This window comes from Mesorhizobium sp. M0189 (assembly GCF_040322135.1).
Lineage (GTDB): Bacteria > Pseudomonadota > Alphaproteobacteria > Rhizobiales > Rhizobiaceae > Mesorhizobium.
This window is the reverse complement of sequence record NZ_JAMYSW010000026.1, coordinates 1-17,500: the sequence shown is the minus strand read 5'-3', so window position 1 is coordinate 17,500 and position 17,500 is coordinate 1. Positions and strand designations below refer to the sequence as shown.

At 61.2% G+C, this 17,500-nt stretch carries 17 protein-coding genes; 7 read left to right on the top strand and 10 right to left on the bottom strand.

Translation table 11 applies throughout. The features are described 5' to 3' along the window. Positions 1 to 15 precede the first annotated feature (15 nt). From NKJ09_RS29475 to NKJ09_RS29460, 4 genes are all read left to right on the top strand, one after another. Positions 16 to 1,221, top strand: a complete 1,206-nt coding sequence (locus tag NKJ09_RS29475) for a mandelate racemase/muconate lactonizing enzyme family protein (protein WP_352496450.1) — start codon at positions 16 to 18, stop codon at positions 1,219 to 1,221. Between the two features lie 39 nt (positions 1,222 to 1,260). Next, positions 1,261 to 2,244 (top strand): sugar ABC transporter substrate-binding protein, encoded by a 984-nt coding sequence (locus NKJ09_RS29470; RefSeq protein WP_352496451.1) that lies wholly within the window; start codon positions 1,261 to 1,263, stop codon positions 2,242 to 2,244. A 204-nt stretch (positions 2,245 to 2,448) separates the two neighbouring features. Then, positions 2,449 to 3,429, top strand: coding sequence for an ABC transporter permease (locus NKJ09_RS29465; protein ID WP_031194994.1), 981 nt, complete (start codon positions 2,449 to 2,451; stop codon positions 3,427 to 3,429). A gap of 2 nt (positions 3,430 to 3,431) precedes the next feature. Next, complete coding sequence (locus NKJ09_RS29460; RefSeq protein WP_352484286.1) at positions 3,432 to 4,163, top strand: ATP-binding cassette domain-containing protein; 732 nt, start codon at positions 3,432 to 3,434, stop codon at positions 4,161 to 4,163. A gap of 52 nt (positions 4,164 to 4,215) precedes the next feature. Here NKJ09_RS29460 and NKJ09_RS29455 read toward each other — a convergent pair whose 3' ends face one another. The 10 genes from NKJ09_RS29455 to NKJ09_RS29410 form a co-directional block, all read right to left on the bottom strand. Then, positions 4,216 to 5,214: a sugar-binding transcriptional regulator gene (locus NKJ09_RS29455; RefSeq protein ID WP_352642023.1), complete on the bottom strand. Its 999-nt coding sequence runs from the start codon at positions 5,212 to 5,214 to the stop codon at positions 4,216 to 4,218. A 99-nt stretch (positions 5,215 to 5,313) separates the two neighbouring features. Then, positions 5,314 to 6,369 (bottom strand): NAD(P)H-dependent glycerol-3-phosphate dehydrogenase, encoded by a 1,056-nt coding sequence (locus NKJ09_RS29450; RefSeq protein ID WP_352496452.1) that lies wholly within the window; start codon positions 6,367 to 6,369, stop codon positions 5,314 to 5,316. Continuing rightward, on the bottom strand, positions 6,370 to 7,452 hold the full coding sequence (locus NKJ09_RS29445; protein WP_352496453.1) for an ABC transporter ATP-binding protein: 1,083 nt from the start codon (positions 7,450 to 7,452) through the stop codon (positions 6,370 to 6,372). An 80-nt stretch (positions 7,453 to 7,532) separates the two neighbouring features. Then, positions 7,533 to 8,858, bottom strand: coding sequence for an iron-containing alcohol dehydrogenase (locus NKJ09_RS29440; RefSeq protein ID WP_352496454.1), 1,326 nt, complete (start codon positions 8,856 to 8,858; stop codon positions 7,533 to 7,535). Continuing rightward, positions 8,851 to 10,380 carry a xylulokinase gene (locus NKJ09_RS29435; protein WP_352516122.1) on the bottom strand — a complete coding sequence of 510 codons (1,530 nt, stop codon included), beginning with the start codon at positions 10,378 to 10,380 and terminating at the stop codon, positions 8,851 to 8,853. The genes NKJ09_RS29440 and NKJ09_RS29435 overlap by 8 nt, the downstream gene beginning before the upstream one ends. A 65-nt stretch (positions 10,381 to 10,445) precedes the next feature. Beyond that, on the bottom strand, positions 10,446 to 11,975 hold the full coding sequence (locus tag NKJ09_RS29430; protein ID WP_352496456.1) for an ABC transporter substrate-binding protein: 1,530 nt from the start codon (positions 11,973 to 11,975) through the stop codon (positions 10,446 to 10,448). A gap of 47 nt (positions 11,976 to 12,022) precedes the next feature. After that, positions 12,023 to 12,922, bottom strand: a complete 900-nt coding sequence (locus tag NKJ09_RS29425) for a carbohydrate ABC transporter permease (RefSeq protein ID WP_352496457.1) — start codon at positions 12,920 to 12,922, stop codon at positions 12,023 to 12,025. Further along, complete coding sequence (locus NKJ09_RS29420) at positions 12,922 to 13,833, bottom strand: carbohydrate ABC transporter permease (protein WP_352496458.1); 912 nt, start codon at positions 13,831 to 13,833, stop codon at positions 12,922 to 12,924. The genes NKJ09_RS29425 and NKJ09_RS29420 overlap by 1 nt, the downstream gene beginning before the upstream one ends. Positions 13,834 to 14,185: 352 nt before the next feature. Beyond that, positions 14,186 to 15,232, bottom strand: coding sequence for an NAD(P)-dependent alcohol dehydrogenase (locus NKJ09_RS29415; protein WP_352496459.1), 1,047 nt, complete (start codon positions 15,230 to 15,232; stop codon positions 14,186 to 14,188). A gap of 428 nt (positions 15,233 to 15,660) precedes the next feature. Continuing rightward, positions 15,661 to 15,903, bottom strand: a complete 243-nt coding sequence (locus tag NKJ09_RS29410) for a hypothetical protein (RefSeq protein ID WP_352496460.1) — start codon at positions 15,901 to 15,903, stop codon at positions 15,661 to 15,663. 79 nt (positions 15,904 to 15,982) lie between these two features. On the opposite strand from NKJ09_RS29410, the gene NKJ09_RS29405 reads away from it, so the two are divergent. The 3 genes from NKJ09_RS29405 to NKJ09_RS29395 are packed head-to-tail and all read left to right on the top strand — an operon-like array spanning position 15,983 to position 17,216. Continuing rightward, a complete protein-coding gene (locus NKJ09_RS29405) occupies positions 15,983 to 16,402 on the top strand; it encodes a hypothetical protein (RefSeq protein ID WP_352496461.1) in 420 nt (139 codons plus the stop codon). Beyond that, a complete protein-coding gene (locus tag NKJ09_RS29400) occupies positions 16,395 to 16,961 on the top strand; it encodes a type II toxin-antitoxin system VapC family toxin (protein ID WP_352496462.1) in 567 nt (188 codons plus the stop codon). The genes NKJ09_RS29405 and NKJ09_RS29400 overlap by 8 nt, the downstream gene beginning before the upstream one ends. 24 nt (positions 16,962 to 16,985) lie before the next feature. Beyond that, complete coding sequence (locus NKJ09_RS29395; protein WP_352496463.1) at positions 16,986 to 17,216, top strand: hypothetical protein; 231 nt, start codon at positions 16,986 to 16,988, stop codon at positions 17,214 to 17,216. Positions 17,217 to 17,500: the final 284 nt, after the last annotated feature.

Below are 17,500 nucleotides of genomic sequence, written 5' to 3'. Positions count from 1 at the left end.
GGAGCGGGGTGCGCGATGAAGATCACGAAACTGGAAACGCTGCGGATCAAGGAGCGGCCGAACCTTCTCTGGGTCCTGGTTCACACGGACGAAGGCCTCGTTGGGCTGGGCGAGACCTTCTTCATGGCCGAAACCGTCGAGACCTATCTGCACCAATATGTCGCGCCGTGCGTGATCGGGCGCAACCCCTTGCAGATCGACCTGCTTGCCGCCGATCTCGTCGGCTATCTCGGTTTCCGATCGACGGGCGCGGAAGTCAGGGGCAACTCCGCTTTCGATATCGCACTGTGGGATCTGTTCGGAAAGGCGACGGGTCAGCCGATCGCACAACTCCTCGGCGGTTTCACCCGGCACGAGATCAGGACCTACAACACCTGTGCCGGTACCGAATACATCAAGAAGACCACCGGCCAGACGACGGCCAATTACGGGCTCGATAAGCCCGGCGACGCCTATGATGATCTGAACGGCTTCCTTCACCGCGCCGACGAACTGGCGCATTCATTGTTGGAGGAAGGCATCACGGCCATGAAGATCTGGCCCTTCGACATGGCCGCCGAGAAAACGCGCGGCTTGTATATTTCGCAGCCTGATTTGAATTCCGCGCTGGCGCCATTCGAGAAAATCCGCAATGCGGTCGGCGACAAGATGGACATCATGGTTGAATTCCATTCAATGTGGCAGCTGCTGCCGGCCATGCAGATCGCCCGCGAGCTTGCCCCCTACAAGACCTTCTGGCACGAAGATCCGATCAGGATGGACAGCCTGTCCAGCCTGAAACGCTATGCCGAGGCTTCGCTGGCGCCGATATCGGCTTCGGAGACGCTCGGTTCCCGGTGGGCCTTCCGTGACCTTCTCGAGACCGGGGCGGCCGGCGTCATTATGCTCGATATCAGCTGGTGCGGCGGGCTCTCGGAGGCGCGCAAGATCGCTGCCATGGCTGAAGCATGGCACCTGCCGGTCGCGCCACACGACTGCACCGGTCCAGTTGTGCTCGGCGCATCGACCCACCTGGCGCTCAATGCGCCGAACGCGCTCGTCCAGGAGAGTGTCAGGGCCTTCTACAAGACCTGGTACCGCGACCTTGTGACCGCTTTGCCGCAGGTGAAGAACGGCATGATCACCGTGCCTTCCGGACCGGGCCTCGGCATGGAACTGAACCCGGAGATCGATCGCGCCTTCACGGCGCTTCGACGGGTGACCGACACATCGACTCTCTGAAAATGAACCTGAAGCAGCTTTCTACGGAGGAGGAGAACCATGAAGAAGCTACTTATCTCGGCAGCCTTGGGAGCAGTACTGGCTGGAGGCTCTGCAATCGGCTCACGCGCGCAGGAGCCGATGAAAATCGTCTTCACACATCATTCGTCGGCGTCAAACCCGTTCTGGCAAGCTGTGAAGAAGGGGTTTGACGACGCCTGCGCCAAGATCCAGGCCAATTGCCAGATGGTCTTCACGCAGACCGAAGGCTCGATCGAGCAACAATCGGCCAACATGCAGGCGGCGCTCGCGGCAAACCCGGACGCGCTGATCACCTCGATCGTCGACAACAATGCCTTCGACCAGATCATCGCCGACGCCCGCGCTGCCGGCGTCACGCTCATCGCATCCAATGTCGACGACACCGAGGGAGCAGCCGGCAATGCCCGCCAGGCTTTCATCGGCCAGGGCTTCATTCCCGCCGGCTACGAACTCGGCAAGAAGATGTCCGAGTTCTTCCCCAAGGAAGGCAAGATCAGGGCCCTCGTCGGCGTCTCCGCGCCCGGTCAGAACTGGTCGGAACAGCGCGCTGCCGGCGTCATGAAGTTCCTTGAGGAATACAAGGCCGCGAATGGCGGACGCGAAGTGGTCATTGAACGGCTCGACACCGGCACAGATGGCGCCGTCGTCGCCGATCGTGTTGGCGCCTATCTGTCTGCGCACCCGGACACCACGGTGTATTTCGACACCGGCCTTTGGCATGCCTACGTCGCCCAGGTACTGATCGATCGCGGCATCGAGCCGGGCAAGGTGCTGATGGGCGGCTTTGATATCGTCTCGGAAGTCCTGCAACAGATGGAAGCGGGTTATATCCAGGTCCAGGTCGACCAGCAGCCCTACATGCAGGGCTTCATGCCGGTGATGGAAGCCTATCTCGCCAAGAACGTCGGTCTGCTGCCGGCAGACATCGACACCGGCAAGGGCATCATCGTCAAGGAAGACGTGCCAAAGCTCAAGGAACTGGCCGCAAAGGGCGTGCGGTAGGCACGAAGCCGGCGTCCTCTCCTCGTTCTTACGGGGAGAGGTCGGCTGGACAAGGGGGAGGGCCAGGCAACACGGTCTTGGGCGTTGGCTCCGTCCCCATCCTCCAGCGGCATCTTCCCCGTCAAGGGCGGTAGAAGACAGACTGCCGCCATCCCCTTTGCCGATGCGATAACCAGCGGAAACGATCCCGAGCCGGAGCGAATGATGAAGCGTTTGATGAAGATTTATCTGGAGAAGCCGGAGCTTGCGGCGGTCGTGTTCCTGCTCCTGCTCCTCATCGTCTTTCAGATTCGCTCGAACGGCGTATTTTTGAACACACAGAACCTTCGCGGAATGCTTGGGCTGCTGCCCGAAATGGGGCTGGTCGCGATCGGCGTGACCCTGCTGATGATATGCGGTGAGTTTGATCTTTCGGTGGGCTCGGTCTTTGCGCTGACCCCGATGACCATGGCGGTGATGCTCGCGGCAGGCGTTCCGTTCGCGCCGGCCTTTGCCGCCGGCCTCGCGATCGCTGCCCTCATCGGCTTTTTCAACGGGTTCATAACGATTCGTTTCGCGATACCAAGCTTCATCACCACGCTTGGTATGCTGTTCATCGCGCGTTCGCTGACGGTGGTAATCTCCGGCGGCTTCCCTCCTGTCATACCAGCTAACGCTCTGCCGAAATGGCTGTTTACGGTCTATGTGGGACCGGGCGACCTCTTTCGCATGTCGTTCTTCTGGTTTCTCGCCGTGGCAATCCTGGTGACCGTGCTCCTGTCGCACACGAATTTCGGCAACTGGGTGCGCGCCACCGGCGGCTTTCTGCCCGCCGCGCAATCGATGGGTATCCCGACGGCCCGGGTGAAGGTCGCCTGCTTCATGATCTGTTCGGTGCTCGCCGGCTTTGCCGGTACCATTCAGGTGATGCGGCTCGGCGCCCCGCTGCCGTCGATCGGCGAGGGGCTGGAGCTGCAGGCCGTGTCGGCTGCCGTCATCGGTGGCGCCTCGTTGGCTGGTGGCATCGGCACCATCTTCGGCGGCATCATCGGGGCTGCCCTTATCCGCGTCATCGACAACGGACTGGTGCTGAGCCAGGTTGACGCCAACTGGTTCAAGATGGCGATCGGCTTTCTGACTATCTTCGCGGTCGTCATGAACGCATGGCTTCGAAAGCGGGGCAGGGCAATGAAGGTGGAGACCTGATCATGGCGGCGCCCATCATCGCGATCAAGGGACTCCAGAAATGGTATTCCGGCGTCCACGCCTTGAAAAACGTTACGCTGGATATCTATCCCGACGAGGCACTGGGCCTCGTCGGCGACAATGGCGCCGGCAAATCGACGCTGATCAACATCCTCTCAGGCACCCAAAAGCCCGATGGCGGCGAGATCAGGATCGAAGGTGAACCGGTCCGCTTCTCTAACCCGCGCGACGCCATGGGACGCGGCATCGAGACGATCTACCAGTACAATTCCATGGTCCCGACTATGACCATCGCCCGCAACGTTTTCATCGGACGCGAGCCGGTGAAGGGTTCGGTTTTCGGTATCGGCATCCTGGACCAGAAGCGCATGCGTGACGAAAGCGTCAAGGCGATCGCCGACGTCGACCTGCATCTGCGGTCGCCCGACGCGCTGGTCGGCGAACTGTCGGGCGGCCAGCGCCAAGGCGTGGCGATCGCCCGGGCCATGCACTTCAAGTCGAAAGTCATGATTCTCGATGAGCCAACCAACCATCTCTCGGTGAAGGAAACGCGAAAGGTGATCGGCTTCGTTCGTGGCCTCAAGGCCCAGAACATCACTAGCGTCTTCATCAGCCACAACATGCATCATGTTTTCGAATGCTGTGACCGGGTCGTGGCGATGGCGCGCGGAGAGATCGTTCTGGACAAGCCGATCGGCGAGACTTCGATCGAGGAAATCCACGAGGTGCTGTGACGTGAAGAAGCAATCACTCGCGAGCCACTCTGCTGGTGGAGATCAGTCTGCGCTACGACTTTTCCGCAAGAATAGCCTCAGCGGTTTTCTCGTCGGTGATCAGCACATCGACGACTCCCAGACGCAACACGGCGCGCAGCACCGGAACCTTGTCGAGGCCGCCGGAGGGCAGGATCACAGTGTCGACGTCGCGCAGATGTTCGGGGGCGAGGCCGATGACGCGGCTGTTTAGCGGGTGATCGACGAGTTGTCCGTCGGCGCCGATCCAGTGGCCGCAAATATCGCCGACCGCTCCGGCTTCGCGGAGTGATCTGAGATCATCGTCTCCTACCAGTCCGATCCGAAAGATGGTGGCGTCCTTGTGCACCGCGCCCACCGAAACGAAAGCGGCGTCAACGTCGCGGGCATGAGTGAAGGCGTCTTCCAGAATAGACTGGCGCATAAGCAGATCGCGTGTGGCCTCGGTATCCGTGAACACCGGTGCTGCGATGTAGAAGCATTCCGCGTCGAAGAGCGCCGCGAGCCGGGAAGCGATCTCGTAGATGTTGATCGCCGATCCACGTGTGAGCCCGCCAAGCAGGGAAACGATCGACATTCCTTTGACCGGGCGCACGGTCACCGACCGCAGACTGAGCTGGAGCGTCCGCCCCCATCCCACGCCCACCGATATCCCGTCACGGATTCTAAGCGACAGGGCTTCGCCGGCGGCGGCTGCGATGACCTGTGGCACCAGAGCAGGATCCGGCGGTGTCGGGACCACGATTGGATCCGAGACACCATAGGCGTCCCGCAGCCGGTTCTCCAACTCGATGCAGTTCGCCACCTTGGAATTGATGCGAATCTGAACGATCCCCCGCTGGCGCGCATGCGCCAGCATCCGGTTGACGCGAAGGCGGGTCAGGCCAAGAGACTTGGCGATTTGCGCCTGGGTGAGGTCACCGACATAAGCAAGCCAGGCGGCGCGCACGAGCAGCCCTTCCTCGCGATCGGCCGTGACGGAACTCGTTACGGCTTGGCGGCCGTCGCGTTTCTTTCGTGCTGGTTTCTCCATCAGATCATCCTGTCCACTCCGCGGCAGCGGGTTCAGAGCGGGCTCGGCCGAGCCATGTGCTCATCGATATGAGGCATCAATCGAGTTTCCCCGGCTCCGCTAGCCTCGACGATAGCGGTCGAAGGACAAAACCAGCGGAGCATCATGGCAAATCGCGTCGATGATGGCAGTCGTCAGCGGCAGGCGATCATGGGGAAGTACACCCCGGCCCATCATATTCTTCAAAGCCTGACCAAGGTCCAGCGCCAGTTGCGCCCCCTCAACCGTGTCCGAACTCATATGTTCGCGCTTCGCCACGGAATAGGGCAGGCCGCGGCCGAGCAGGCGTCCCATGCGACCGTTACGGCCCGCCTGGCAGGTCACATAAAGATCGCCGGAGCCGGCCAGCCCCAGCACTGTTTCGATTTTTCCACCCAGAGCTTCGACCAGAATCGCCATCTCGGCGAGGGACTGCGAGAAAAGCGACGAGGCAAGGTTGTGCATGAGCGCACCGTTGGGCGCCTTGCCGTCTCGCTCAAGCAGCCCGACGGGAGCCCCAACGGCGAGTGTATAGAAGTTCTTGAAAGCCGCGCAGATCTCGACGCCAATGAGATCGGATGATGGTCGCGCATGATAGAAAGGCGCGCGCAGGATGCGTGACGCCGCGGCCAGCTGGTCGGGATCGTGCCCAGCCACGATCACGGAGGTATCGCGCTGTGCGGCCAGTTCGCCGGCAATGCAAGGTCCGCCGACGGCCATCACCGAGATCGACAAGCCAGTACGTTGCTCAATCTCGCGGGCAAGCAGATGCGGCAGGATTTCGATGCCTTCGTCGCTCGCGGCGAGTCCTTTCGTAATCATAAGTATCGGCATGGGCGACTTGATGCTTTCAGCAATGCGGTCGATCGCCCAAGGAACGCCGGCCGACGAGACGCCGAGTACAAGCAGGTCGGCTCCATCGTTCATCGCCGTCCCGAATTCGGTCCAGGAACAGGCGGCTACCGCGTCAGGCAGAGTGATGTTGAGGCGAGGGTGATGACCTGTGTCGGCCACAGAGCTGACGATCTCCTCGTCGAGATGGGTGCCGACAAGAGTGATGCGGTTACCCGCGTGAGCGGCCGGAAGCGTCATCGCAGAGCCCATGACGCCAGCGCCGAGGATAATGATCTTCGCCATTCAGCTTCTTTCCTTGTCCAGCCGCTCGCCGCTGCCTTGGTCGAACAGGTGGATTCGCTCAGGCGCTGGCTCCAGGTGGATCACAGCTCCAGGAGAGAGCTCCATGCGGTCATGCAGCACCGAGCAGATCGCAATGTTGCCCATGGCGGCAAAGATATGGATTTCGGGGCCAGTCGGCTCGACAACCGTAATTCTCGCCGGGATGCCGCGCCCGTCTGCCACAGGTCGAAGATGTTCGGGCCGAATGCCATAGATCACCTTTTGGCCGGGCCGGACCGCAGCCTCTGGCGGAAGCGGGAGGGATAGCTCGTCGGTCCGCACCACCCAGGCGTCGCGCTCGGAAGCCACCTCGCCATGGAACATGTTCATTGCGGGCGAGCCGATGAAGGAGGCGACGAAGAGGTTTGCCGGGCGATCGTAGACATCAAGCGGGCGCCCGATCTGCTCGATGCGGCCGTCGCGCATGATGACGATGACATCGGCCATGGTCATGGCTTCGATTTGGTCATGCGTGACATACACGGTGGTGGTCTTCAGCCGCTGGTGGAGCTCCTTGATTTCGGTGCGCATTTGCACGCGCAGCTTGGCGTCGAGGTTGGACAGCGGCTCGTCGAACAGGAAGACAGTTGGGTCTCGCACGATGGCGCGACCCATGGCGACGCGTTGCCGCTGGCCGCCCGAAAGCTGGCGGGGATACCGTTCCAGATAAGGGGTCAGATTGAGGATCGATGCCGCCCATCCGACCTTCTGTTTGATTTCTTCGTTGGGGCGTTTCTTCAACTGCATGGAAAACGCCATGTTGTCGAAGACGGTCATATGCGCGTAAAGCGCGTAATTCTGGAAGACCATCGCGATATTGCGGTCTTTGGGATGAAGTGTGTTGACGACCCTGTCTCCTATCGTGATCTCACCGGACGTGATGGGCTCGAGACCGGCTATCATGCGCAACAGTGTGGACTTGCCGCACCCGGACGGCCCCAACAGAACGACGAACTGGCCATCCTCGATCGAGAGATCGAGTCCATCGATAATCGAGAGGGCGCCATAGTCTTTCTTTATGTTGCTGATGGTGACAGACGCCATAAATTGTTATCCTTCGATTGCCCTTGCCGGTTGGGTTCAACTTTCGCCATGCGAGTCATTGGCGACGGTCGGATGCGGTCTCACCATTCGCTCTCCAGAAACTCCTCCAGCAGCCCTGCATCGGCGGCCAGATTGACAAAGGACCATCGGCCACGGATTTCCCGCGAATAGCGAATGGCGTCGTGCCAAAGCGCGCGCGGCAGGCCTAGTTCTGTGCCGGTGACCGGCCCCCCGGCAGCCTTGAGTGCTGCCTCCATGCGGGCAACCGGCATCGCCATCGGCCGAACCTCCTGGCGCAGTGCCGGCCAGATTTCCGCAAGCCTGCGGTTGAAGATTTCCGTCTGGCGGGCGTCGAGTGCCGTCTTCTTCATCTCGGCAATGCAAAGTGGTCCAAGTTGTGCCCCATAGCGGGCCAGCATCGCCGCCTCGTCGATGGCGGTCGGCTTCACCTGCGGTGGCTCTTTCATGTCCAGCAGCCGCGCTTGCAGACGCGCCATGACCATCGAGGCAACCCCCACCTGCTGACCGTGCGTGGTGCCGGGATGATGGTCTTGCGCGAACATGTCGACCCAATGGGAAATCTGGTGCTCTCCCATGGATCCAGGATGGGAAACGCCGGCAAAGCACACACCCATCGAGCACAGCGTCAAGACGCGCTGGAGATGCCCGACAGCGGTGACGTCATGCCTGGCAAGGCCAGGCGCATTGGCCAGCATCGGTCCCTCATCGCCCGCCTGCAGCAGGTAGGGCACGGCAGAATAGTAGGTGTCGAACAGCCGATGCGAAGCCCACCAATCGATCTGGGCGGTGGGACGACACAGGCTGTCACCGAGCCCAGCGGCGCTGAGCCAGGCGGGCGCTGCGGCCGAAACGCCAAGGTCCAGGAAGATGCCCCGCGGCGCGTGCGAGGGCAGCGAGATCTTGAGCCCTGAAGCCAAGGTCACCGACGCTGTCGAAGCGCCATAGCCATTCATCGAGGCGGCCGTGCCGAAGACGGCATAGGGCCGCTCGTCGAGGAAGGTTGCATGCTTGCAGCTGTCGTTGAGGACGCCAGACCCGACGGCCACGACCCCGTCGGCGTGACGCGTCTTCTCCCTGACCATCTGGATCGTTGCCTCATCGCAGTCGAGGCCGTCAGGCAGCACGATTTCACTGATGTCGGCGATGGCGCGCAGCGCCTTCGCGACGCGCCGGCCCATCACATCGACGGTGTTGACATCGGACACAACAGCGATGCGACGGCCGAGCGCCAGGGGCGCAACGAGATCCGCCTCGCGGCCCTCCGTCGTCTCCAGCAATTCGATCGTCTGGAACGGCAGGACGGCAGCCTCGCCTGTCTCAGGATCTTTCCAGCGTTCCGCGACAACGTCCTCGATCAACGCGTTCCAGTTGGTCGTTTCAGCCATGATCGGCCTCCATGAAGGCCGCGAGGCGCTGGTTCCAGGCTGAAAGCGTTGGCCAAAGATCGGCATGGATCGCAAGAAGTTCGGCGTAGAGCTCGGCCCGTCTCGTGTCCGGTTCGAAGGTTTTGGCCGGCTCGCTGGCCATTGCCAAGGACGCTTCGGCGATGGTGGAAAACCAGCCCACGCCCTTTGCCGCCGCCATCGCCGCGCCAAGCGAGGAGGCTTCCACCGTCGTCGAACGCTTTATGGGACGATCGAGTGCATCCGCCAGAATTTGCATCCACAGGTCGGACTTCGCTCCTCCACCGATGGCTATGAACTGGTCGATGGTCTGGGCGGCAGCCGCAGCGGCCCGCTGACTTGTCGCGGCCTGATGCAGCGCTATGCCTTCCAGCACGGCGCGATAGATGTCGCCGCGGCGGCTGGAGCCGGATAGCCCGGCAATCACACCACGGGCGGCACTATCCCAGTGCGGGTCCATGACGCCCTGCCAGTAGGGCAGGAGCATTATGCCGCCTGCGCCGATCGGGCTGGCAGCGGCTTCGGCCTCGAGCGCCTCCAGAGCATCGCTTGCGCCATGCAGATCGACGCCAAGCATTTCGCGCGCCATCCAGTCGACGAGAAAAGTGCCGGCGCGAAGGCACGTCTCGTAGATATAGCCGTCATCGGCGACCGCCGTCTCGGTGCGGAAGGCCTGGTCGTGGACGTAGTCCGTGCCGAAGCTGCCGGAGACGACCGCCGTGCCGAGGTTGATGTAAGCGCATCGCGGCTGCAACACACCAGCGCCCGTTCCGGCGCATTGACCGTCGCCGCCGCCGGCGACGATCGGCGTGCCCTCGCGCAGGCCGGTCGAAATGGCCGCTTCCGAAGTCAGTTGGCCCAGAACGGTGCCGGGCCTCGCCAGGTCCGGCATCATGCGCCGGGCGATGCCCGCTGCGGCGAGTATTTCGTTCGACCAGTCCATAGCTTGCATATCGAGTATACCCATCGGGTCGGCGGATGCGGTGGACGTCACCCACCGGCCGCTCAAGCGAAACACCAGATAGCCGTGGACTTCGGCCATTCGCTCCACGCGGGCAAAAATCTCGGGTTGTTCCTCGCGAAACCAGATCATGCGGTAAAGGCAAGGAATGACGTCCAGCGGCTTGCCGGATATTGCGTGGACACGTGCTGCGCCGAAGCTCTCGCCGAAGCGGCGTGCTTTCCCACGGGCGCGCTCATCGAGCCAGAGGGTCGCGGGCCCGACCGCCTGGCCCTCCTCGTCGAAAAGGCCGAAGCTCTCGCGTTGGTTGGCAATCGCAAGGGCGGCAATGCGTGCGGGCGAAACTGTTGCCGCGACAGAACGAAGCGCCGTGACCGTCGAGGCCCACCATTCGGCCGGATCCTGCTCGAAATAGCCCGAACGCGGGTTCGACATTGCAAGCGGCGCACGACCTTCAGCCACGGCCAGACCATTGCGGTCCCAGGCGATCGCCTTGGTTGCCGAGGTCGAGGAATCGATGCCGATGACGAGATCCGGAACCATTGCCGCCACATTGCCAAAGGGCGAGGGCGGTCGAAGCCGCCTTCGCCCAAATCACCGACTACCCGCTAAAGACCGGCATCCTTGACTTTGCCGTCGACAATGCCGGCAATGGCATCCAGGCATGCCTTGGCGTCGCCGCCATAGTCTTGGCCCGTAAGCAATTTGCCGAGTTCAACCGGGATGTCGTTGTTCGACAAATCCGCCCAGATCGGCATGTCCGGCTCCGATCCCATCTGGTTGTCGATAGTGTATTTGATCGCCTCGAAATGGCGTGTCGTTCCGGGCCCGACAACAGCCTTCGCCTTGACCCGAGGATCTGTAAAAGAGGAATTGCGCATCGGCGAGGCGCCGCCGCCGAGCGTCGATACCCGCGCCATCACATCCTTCGAGCAGACCCACTGCATGAACAGCCATGCTGCTTCCTTGTTCTTGGAATATTGCGACAGCGAGATCGTCGAGCCACCTTGGTGGCCGACGGCCGGGATTTCGTTGAAGCCGCAATCGGCGACGGCGCGGCGGCCAGGAACCTCCTTGGGCGCGGGCAGGGCCTCGAACAGGCCTTTGACCTTGGAATCGTTGGCGTCGAAGCCGGGGAAATCCTCGCCCCAGGTGATTGCCATGGCGGCCTGACCCTGTGTCAACGCCTGTCCCTGACCGTCCCAGGTCCAAGTCGTCGCCGAGGGCGGCGAGTTTTTGACCAGCTCCTGATAGAATTGCAGTCCGGCCACGCCGCGCTCGTCATTGCCGACAAACTTCTTGTCCTTGTTGAAGATCGAACCGCCATGGCCCCACAATGCGAAGGTCCAGTCGCATTCCAGCGAATAGTGGCCGGACTTCGCCTGGCACGCTGTGCCGAAGATGCCGTTGCTTTTTTCTGCCTCTGTGAGCGCCTGCACGGCCTTGAGGTAGGCGTCGAGATCTGTCGGCAGCGCAATATTGTGTTTGTCGAAAAGATCCTTGCGGTACATCAGGATGAAGATCGGAATATCGAATGGAATTCCGCACTGTTTGCCGTTGTACATGGCGATGCCGTCGACCAGCGGCTTGGAGAAATCGTCCCAGTCGAAGTTGGGCATCGCCAGTTCTTTGTTCTGGTCATAATACTCGCGCGGATCGACGACATCCTGTGCAAATGTCGCCATCCAGGACTGGTCGAGATAGTAGACGTCGTAGGTGCCAAGCTGGCCCTGCACGTCTTGCGTGGCCTTGGCGAGAACCTGCTCCAGCGGCACGATCTCGACTTCCACCTCAATGCCGGTTGCCTTGGTGAATTCACCCGCGACAAGCTGGTTGGCCACGATCGTTGGCGGCGTCGCTTCCGAAGTGTAGCGGATTTTGGTGCCGGCGTATGGTTTGCCGACGTCGGCCAGCCACTTCAGCATATCGGCGTCCTGGGCGCGGGCTTCTTCAACCCCGAGGCCCAGCATCCCCCGATTGGTGCGGCCACCACCTAGCATAGCCGATCCGAAGGCAGAAAAGCCGACACCAGCGAGCGCCATCTTCCTCATGAAGTCGCGTTTGGTTATTCGGCGCGCCGTAAAGTCATTGCAGGTATCGGTGACGAATGTCTTCTTGTCGTGTTCACTGAAGCTCATGATCGTTCCTCCGTTGCGGTTTTGTCGTCGTTGTTCTCGTCTGCGCCTCACTCCTTCAGAGATCCGAGGGTGAGGCCGCGGACCAGATGCCGTTGAACCAGCAGGATAAAGATGAAGCTGGGTATGATCGCGGACGTGCCGAGCGCTGTGATGTAGCCCCACTCGGTCGCGGTCGAGGTGACAAAGGTCGAGATCTTCACCGGCACAGTGCGGATCGACGTTGTCAGGAACAGTGAGAGCAGGAACTCGGTCCACGAAAAGATGAAACACAGCACGGCCGTCGCAGCGATGCCGCCCTTGACCATGGGAAGGACCACGCGTCGGAACGTCTGCCAGCGCGTCGCGCCGTCAATCAGCGCCGCTTCATCAACCTCGCGCGGAACATCGTCGAAGAACGACTTCAAAAGCAAAACCGCCAGCGGCAGGTTGATCAAACTGTGAACAAGGATGAGCCCCGTATAGGTATCGCGCAAGCCGAGATCCCGGAACATGAAAACGATCGGAATGACGATCGCGATTGGCGGCATGAAGCGCTGCGAGAGAATCCAGAACAGGAAGGACTGCTGTCCACTGAACTGCATTCGTGACAGGCAATAGGCGGCCAGAGTGGCCAGCAGCAGCGTCAGCGCCGTCGATCCAACGGCTATGATGGCGCTGTCGAGCAACGACTGGCGGGAATCGTAGGAGCTGGCGCCACCCTTGATCACCCCGGCCGCCTCGCCGCCCTGTTCCATGCCGATGTCGACGCGCGAAACGCCAAGCAACGTCACACGGTAATTGTCCGGCGTCGGCGTGAAATCGACGTAGACCGGTCCGCTGCGGTCGAAGATCGCCGAATAGGGTTTGATGGACGACAGCGCCCACCACGCGATCGGGAACATGAAGATCGCCACCACAAGGACGGCGAGCACGTCACGGGCGATGGTTTGGGCGCGCGACGGTTCCATCAGAACCTCACCTTGAACAGCCTGACGAACAGGTTCGACACGACGATCAAGACGACGAGCACGATCAGCGACAGGGTCGCGGCGTAGGGAAAGTCTCCGGTGAAATAGATACGGCCAGCGTAGAATGAAAGCGTCTCGGTGGCCGTGCCAGGCCCGCCGGCGGTGATGATGTAGACGTAGTCGTAGATGCGAAAGAGATCGACGCCGCGGATCAGCACCGCGACCGCTATCACCTTGCGCAGCATCGGCAATGTGAGCCGCAAGAACGTCTGGATGCCGCTGGCGCCGTCGATCGCCGCGGCTTCGAAAGGTTCCTTCGGCAGCGCCCTGAGCCCTGCCAGGATGATGAGCACCATGAACGGCGTCCATTGCCATATGTCTGCCAGCAGGATCGCCGCCAATGCGGTTCCCGGCTGCGTCAGGATCGGCTGTGCCGGCGAGATCAGGTCGAGGGCATAGAGGTAGAACGACAGGACGCCGAAAGACCCGTCCTGCATCAGCAGGAACATCATTCCGGTCACGGCAGGCGGCACGACCAGCGGCAATGTCATCAGCGCCCGCAGCACCCCGTAGCCTTTGCGGTCGGTGTCAAGCAGAAGCGCGATGAGGATGCCGAGCGCAAGCTGAACCGCAAGCGCGACGAAGGTATAGATCAGCGTCGTTTCCAGCGAATGCCACATACGCGCATCCGAGAAGGCGCGCGTCCATTGGTGGAGCCCGGCGAAGTCGAGCTGCCGGGAGACGACATTGCGTTTGTGAAACGACAGCCAGACCGAATAGGCGAGGGGATAGATGCCGAAAACGAGAAGCATCACCGTGATCGGCGCGAGCCAGGGGAAAGGATGCTCGGCCGTCATGAACCGGGGCAGGGCCCATCTGGGCGTTTCGTGGGTCACGGTCACCGTGCTCACGCGCAAATCTCCGTTCGGTCACAGAGACGCATCGGCCCTTCTCCCTATCGGCCAGATTGTGCCAACTTGAACTTTTGTAAGTTTGTTGTGCCTTTTGTTAAGAACGTGTCGGACGGCCGCCGATTTGTCAAGTGTCGGTTCCATCAGTGCTCAAGGGATGGCTCGCGGTCCCACGCCGGTCCCACGGGACGCCGTCATCGCCTGATATGAGCTCTTTTTGGAGGCAACGCCGCTGGCAATGCCGTGTACCAGCATCAAAAGCGCCAGGGTCGCCGCCAACTTGGCGGCCCAAGAAGCTACGGAACGCGTCCAGGAGATCGGGAGGACCGCCCGGGCTTCGTTGGAACTCGCCTTATTCCGGCAATCGGATCTGAAGCTTTACGTCCGCCGGCCGAGCTTCGACTGCGCGGTCGAAGGCGGTGATGGAGTCTTCGAAGGGGAAGGTCGCCGAAATGAGTGGCTTTAGGTCGACCCGGCCCGACCCCATCAGGGCAATTGCCCGCTCATATTGGTGGGCATAGCGGAACACAGTCTCGATGCGGACTTCCTTGGTCGAGGCGGTGGCGACATCGAATGCGATCGGCGCCACCGGCAGGCCGACCACCACCACCGCGCCACCGGGCCGCGACAGATCGAGCAGGGTCTCCCATGCCTTGGACGAGCCCGAGCATTCAAAGACGACGTCGGCGCCCCAGCCATCGGTCTGGCGCTTTACCTCCGCCGCCAGGCTCTTGTCGCGGATGTTGACCGGGATCACACCTTGATAGCCGCAGGCGATGTCGAGCTTGGGTTGGGCGAGATCTGCAACAATGGCGCGGGCGCAGCCGCCGGCGAGGGCAGCGATCGCCACCATCGTGCCGATCGGCCCGGCGCCAATCACCACCGCGGTGTCACCCGGCGCGATCTTCGCTTTGGCAGCCGCCTGCATTCCGACAGCGAAAGGCTCCACCATGGCGCCTTCGGCGAAACTAACATTATCGGGCAGTTTGAAAGTGTAGTTGGCGGGGTGGACGACATAGGGCGTCAGGACGCCGTGGATCGGCGGCGTTGCCCAGAACCTGACCGCCGGATCGATGTTGTAGAGGCCGAGCCGGCTCGCCCGCGAATTGGGATCGGGGATACCCGGCTCCATGCAGACGCGGTCGCCGACCTTCAGATGCTCGACGCCTTCCCCTGTTTCGACGACGGTGCCGGCGGCTTCGTGGCCCAAGACCATCGGCGCTTCGACCACGAACGGGCCGATGCGGCCATGCGTGTAGTAATGCACGTCAGAGCCGCAGACGCCCACCGTATGGATCTTGATGCGAACTTCGCACGGGCCCACGGTCTGTGGCAGATCGATGTCACGCAGCTTGAGTTCGTGCTGGCGTTCAAGGACAAGGGCGCGAACGTTCGTCATCGACGTAATCTCCTCTAATGCCGATTGTTCGAGCCTCCTCGAACCTTACTTGCATTCGGCACGCTCATCATAGCCGCTTATCCGCGGCTTCAAAATCCAGTTCGGAAGGGTGTTGCTTGATTCCGACTATGCGTACCAACTTCCCGGCCAAGGGCTTTGAAGGCCGACCATGACGCCGCGGAATTAGCGTTTGGATCATCCAGCGTGCTCTGAGGTATCCAGTGATGGGTTGGCAACAGGACAGGAAGCCAGTGTTTAGAGCGCTACGTGCACGCTCGGTGCACACAAAAGTCGCCTATTTTTCGGTTCTGTTTTGGCGAAGCGGCGCAACAAGGGATGCGGTGACGCGATTTTGCGACATTGTTGCCCGGCTTTGGCCGCCCGAGCGACAGAGCGCCTGACGTTAGGCGATGTAGGTGCTGCGTCGATCATGGCTCCACCAGTTGCTGGATTGCGTGCATCGGTAGGACCAGCCGGAGGGAGTCCGGCAGCCGCACGAAGCCGTTTCCCTCATAGAAGACAGCGGCGCGCTCGCTGATGGTATCCACCACCAGCATCGAGGAACCGACTGTGGCCGCGCTCGCATAGGCGCGCCGCACGGCGTCGGCGAGAAGCATCGCATCCAGGCGTTCGCCCTGCCGGGCTTCCGAGACCCCCAGCCGTCGCCGCATTTCGGTGGCTCCTTGAAAATTGTCTCAATCATGTTATGTTGGACGAAATCGTGAAATGTCAGACATTGGAGGCTGCGTCATGGCGAAGGCAGCGAGGAAGAAACACACGGGTGGTGGCGCGGAACGGCAAGGGAGATTTGCCATTCAGAAGCGCGCCGGTATGGCCGGTATAATCGAAATGACGAGGAAGGCCGGCGAGCCACTTCCGAAGACTGGTCGGGCAACAAAGACCGGCAAGTCTGTCGCGGTCAGCAGAACCCGTGTTGAGGCCGTCATGAAGGCGGCGGAACGTTCTGGTCTGCTGGGTGAGAAGAGCACGCGGATCGGTGGTCGTATCAGTCCGGCGCTGATCGAAAAAGCCAAGAAGCAGACCGGGATCAAGACTGACACCGACTTGATCGAATTCGCCCTCGCCAATGTCGCCCTCGACGACAATTTCGGACAGACGTTCAGAAAGACGAGAGGCACCGTCGATCCGACGCTTAAGCTCGGTGACTGACTTTGATTTTGCCAGTTCTGTCCGCTGGGCACGATTCGATCCTCAGGAAAGGCTGTCTCGCCGCAAGGACGACGACCTTCCGTTCCTCGGTGATACTGCCGAGGCGGGGCAAGAGCTGATGCTCGATACCTGTGTCTACATTGATGGTTTGCAGAGCCACGCCCCGGATGTTGTCGCCGATCTGCTCGATCTCAGACTGAGTAATCATTCGACAGTTGCCATCCAGAAACTCATGCACACCGTCGGCGTGCTGGACCCCAAGCATCCCGGTACAAAGACTGCAATCAAACAGATTGGCGCTACCGTTCGCGGCATGCACCCGCATCGTGTCTTCGCACCGGATACGGACGTGCTTGGAAAAGCTGCGCTGCTGTCCGGCATCATGTGCCGCCTTCAGGGCTACCAGAAAGATGCTCGCCTCCGCGCGCTTCAGGATTGTGTCTTGTTCCTGCAGGCGCAGAAGCTAGGGTTCACGGTACTCACAGCGAACATCAGCGACTTCGATTATCTTCTTCAGCTAATTCCGACCGGACGGGCGCTGTTTTACCGGCAAGCCTGATCGTCACGCCCGGGACACCATCATTTGCAAGCTCTGCTTAGCGTCCCGGAGCACAAGAACCCTATCAATCGGTTCCTGATCTGGGGTCTACCGTCCGGTCATTCGCGGCGTGCTGAAGCAAAGACACTCACCATCGCGCTCGCGATTGTCGACATTGCCGACGTGGCCCGACATCGACGCATCCATCATGCTGCCGAGGCCGCCGGCGATCTGCGCGTCGCCACGGTTTACTCCCTGGGAATAGGCTGGGAATAGGGGGACCTCTGCTTGATGCTCATAGACCGCGATCGGCGGGCTGAGGTATCGTGGCGAAAATTTCTGGGCGTCGGCATCTATGCCAAGCGAAGCGCCGCAAGGAAGATTTAGTTGTGTGCGTCAAGTTCTGCAAAAATGGCGTGGCAGTAGCTGTGACGTCGGCGTGTCCGCCGCGCAGCCCGGGACTGTCGGGAATTCTGTGCGCGAGGCCATGATGATGGAAAGGAGAGAATCATCGCATGGCTATTGAGAAGGAACTTCTGGACCAACTGCTTGCCGGCCGC

Bases quoted from the DNA above. Each gene is read 5' to 3' on its own strand.
- NKJ09_RS29455 (WP_352642023.1), bottom strand. From the start codon at position 5,214: ATGGAGAAACCAGCACGAAAGAAACGCGACGGCCGCCAAGCCGTAACG.
- NKJ09_RS29425 (WP_352496457.1), bottom strand. From the start codon at position 12,922: ATGGAACCGTCGCGCGCCCAAACCATCGCCCGTGACGTGCTCGCCGTC.
- NKJ09_RS29445 (WP_352496453.1), bottom strand. From the start codon at position 7,452: ATGGCGTCTGTCACCATCAGCAACATAAAGAAAGACTATGGCGCCCTC.
- NKJ09_RS29450 (WP_352496452.1), bottom strand. From the start codon at position 6,369: ATGGCGAAGATCATTATCCTCGGCGCTGGCGTCATGGGCTCTGCGATG.
- NKJ09_RS29465 (WP_031194994.1), top strand. From the start codon at position 2,449: ATGAAGCGTTTGATGAAGATTTATCTGGAGAAGCCGGAGCTTGCGGCG.
- NKJ09_RS29435 (WP_352516122.1), bottom strand. From the start codon at position 10,380: ATGGTTCCGGATCTCGTCATCGGCATCGATTCCTCGACCTCGGCAACC.
- NKJ09_RS29410 (WP_352496460.1), bottom strand. From the start codon at position 15,903: ATGCGGCGACGGCTGGGGGTCTCGGAAGCCCGGCAGGGCGAACGCCTG.
- NKJ09_RS29405 (WP_352496461.1), top strand. From the start codon at position 15,983: ATGGCGAAGGCAGCGAGGAAGAAACACACGGGTGGTGGCGCGGAACGG.
- NKJ09_RS29470 (WP_352496451.1), top strand. From the start codon at position 1,261: ATGAAGAAGCTACTTATCTCGGCAGCCTTGGGAGCAGTACTGGCTGGA.
- NKJ09_RS29475 (WP_352496450.1), top strand. From the start codon at position 16: ATGAAGATCACGAAACTGGAAACGCTGCGGATCAAGGAGCGGCCGAAC.
- NKJ09_RS29460 (WP_352484286.1), top strand. From the start codon at position 3,432: ATGGCGGCGCCCATCATCGCGATCAAGGGACTCCAGAAATGGTATTCC.
- NKJ09_RS29415 (WP_352496459.1), bottom strand. From the start codon at position 15,232: ATGACGAACGTTCGCGCCCTTGTCCTTGAACGCCAGCACGAACTCAAG.
- NKJ09_RS29430 (WP_352496456.1), bottom strand. From the start codon at position 11,975: ATGAGCTTCAGTGAACACGACAAGAAGACATTCGTCACCGATACCTGC.
- NKJ09_RS29440 (WP_352496454.1), bottom strand. From the start codon at position 8,858: ATGGCTGAAACGACCAACTGGAACGCGTTGATCGAGGACGTTGTCGCG.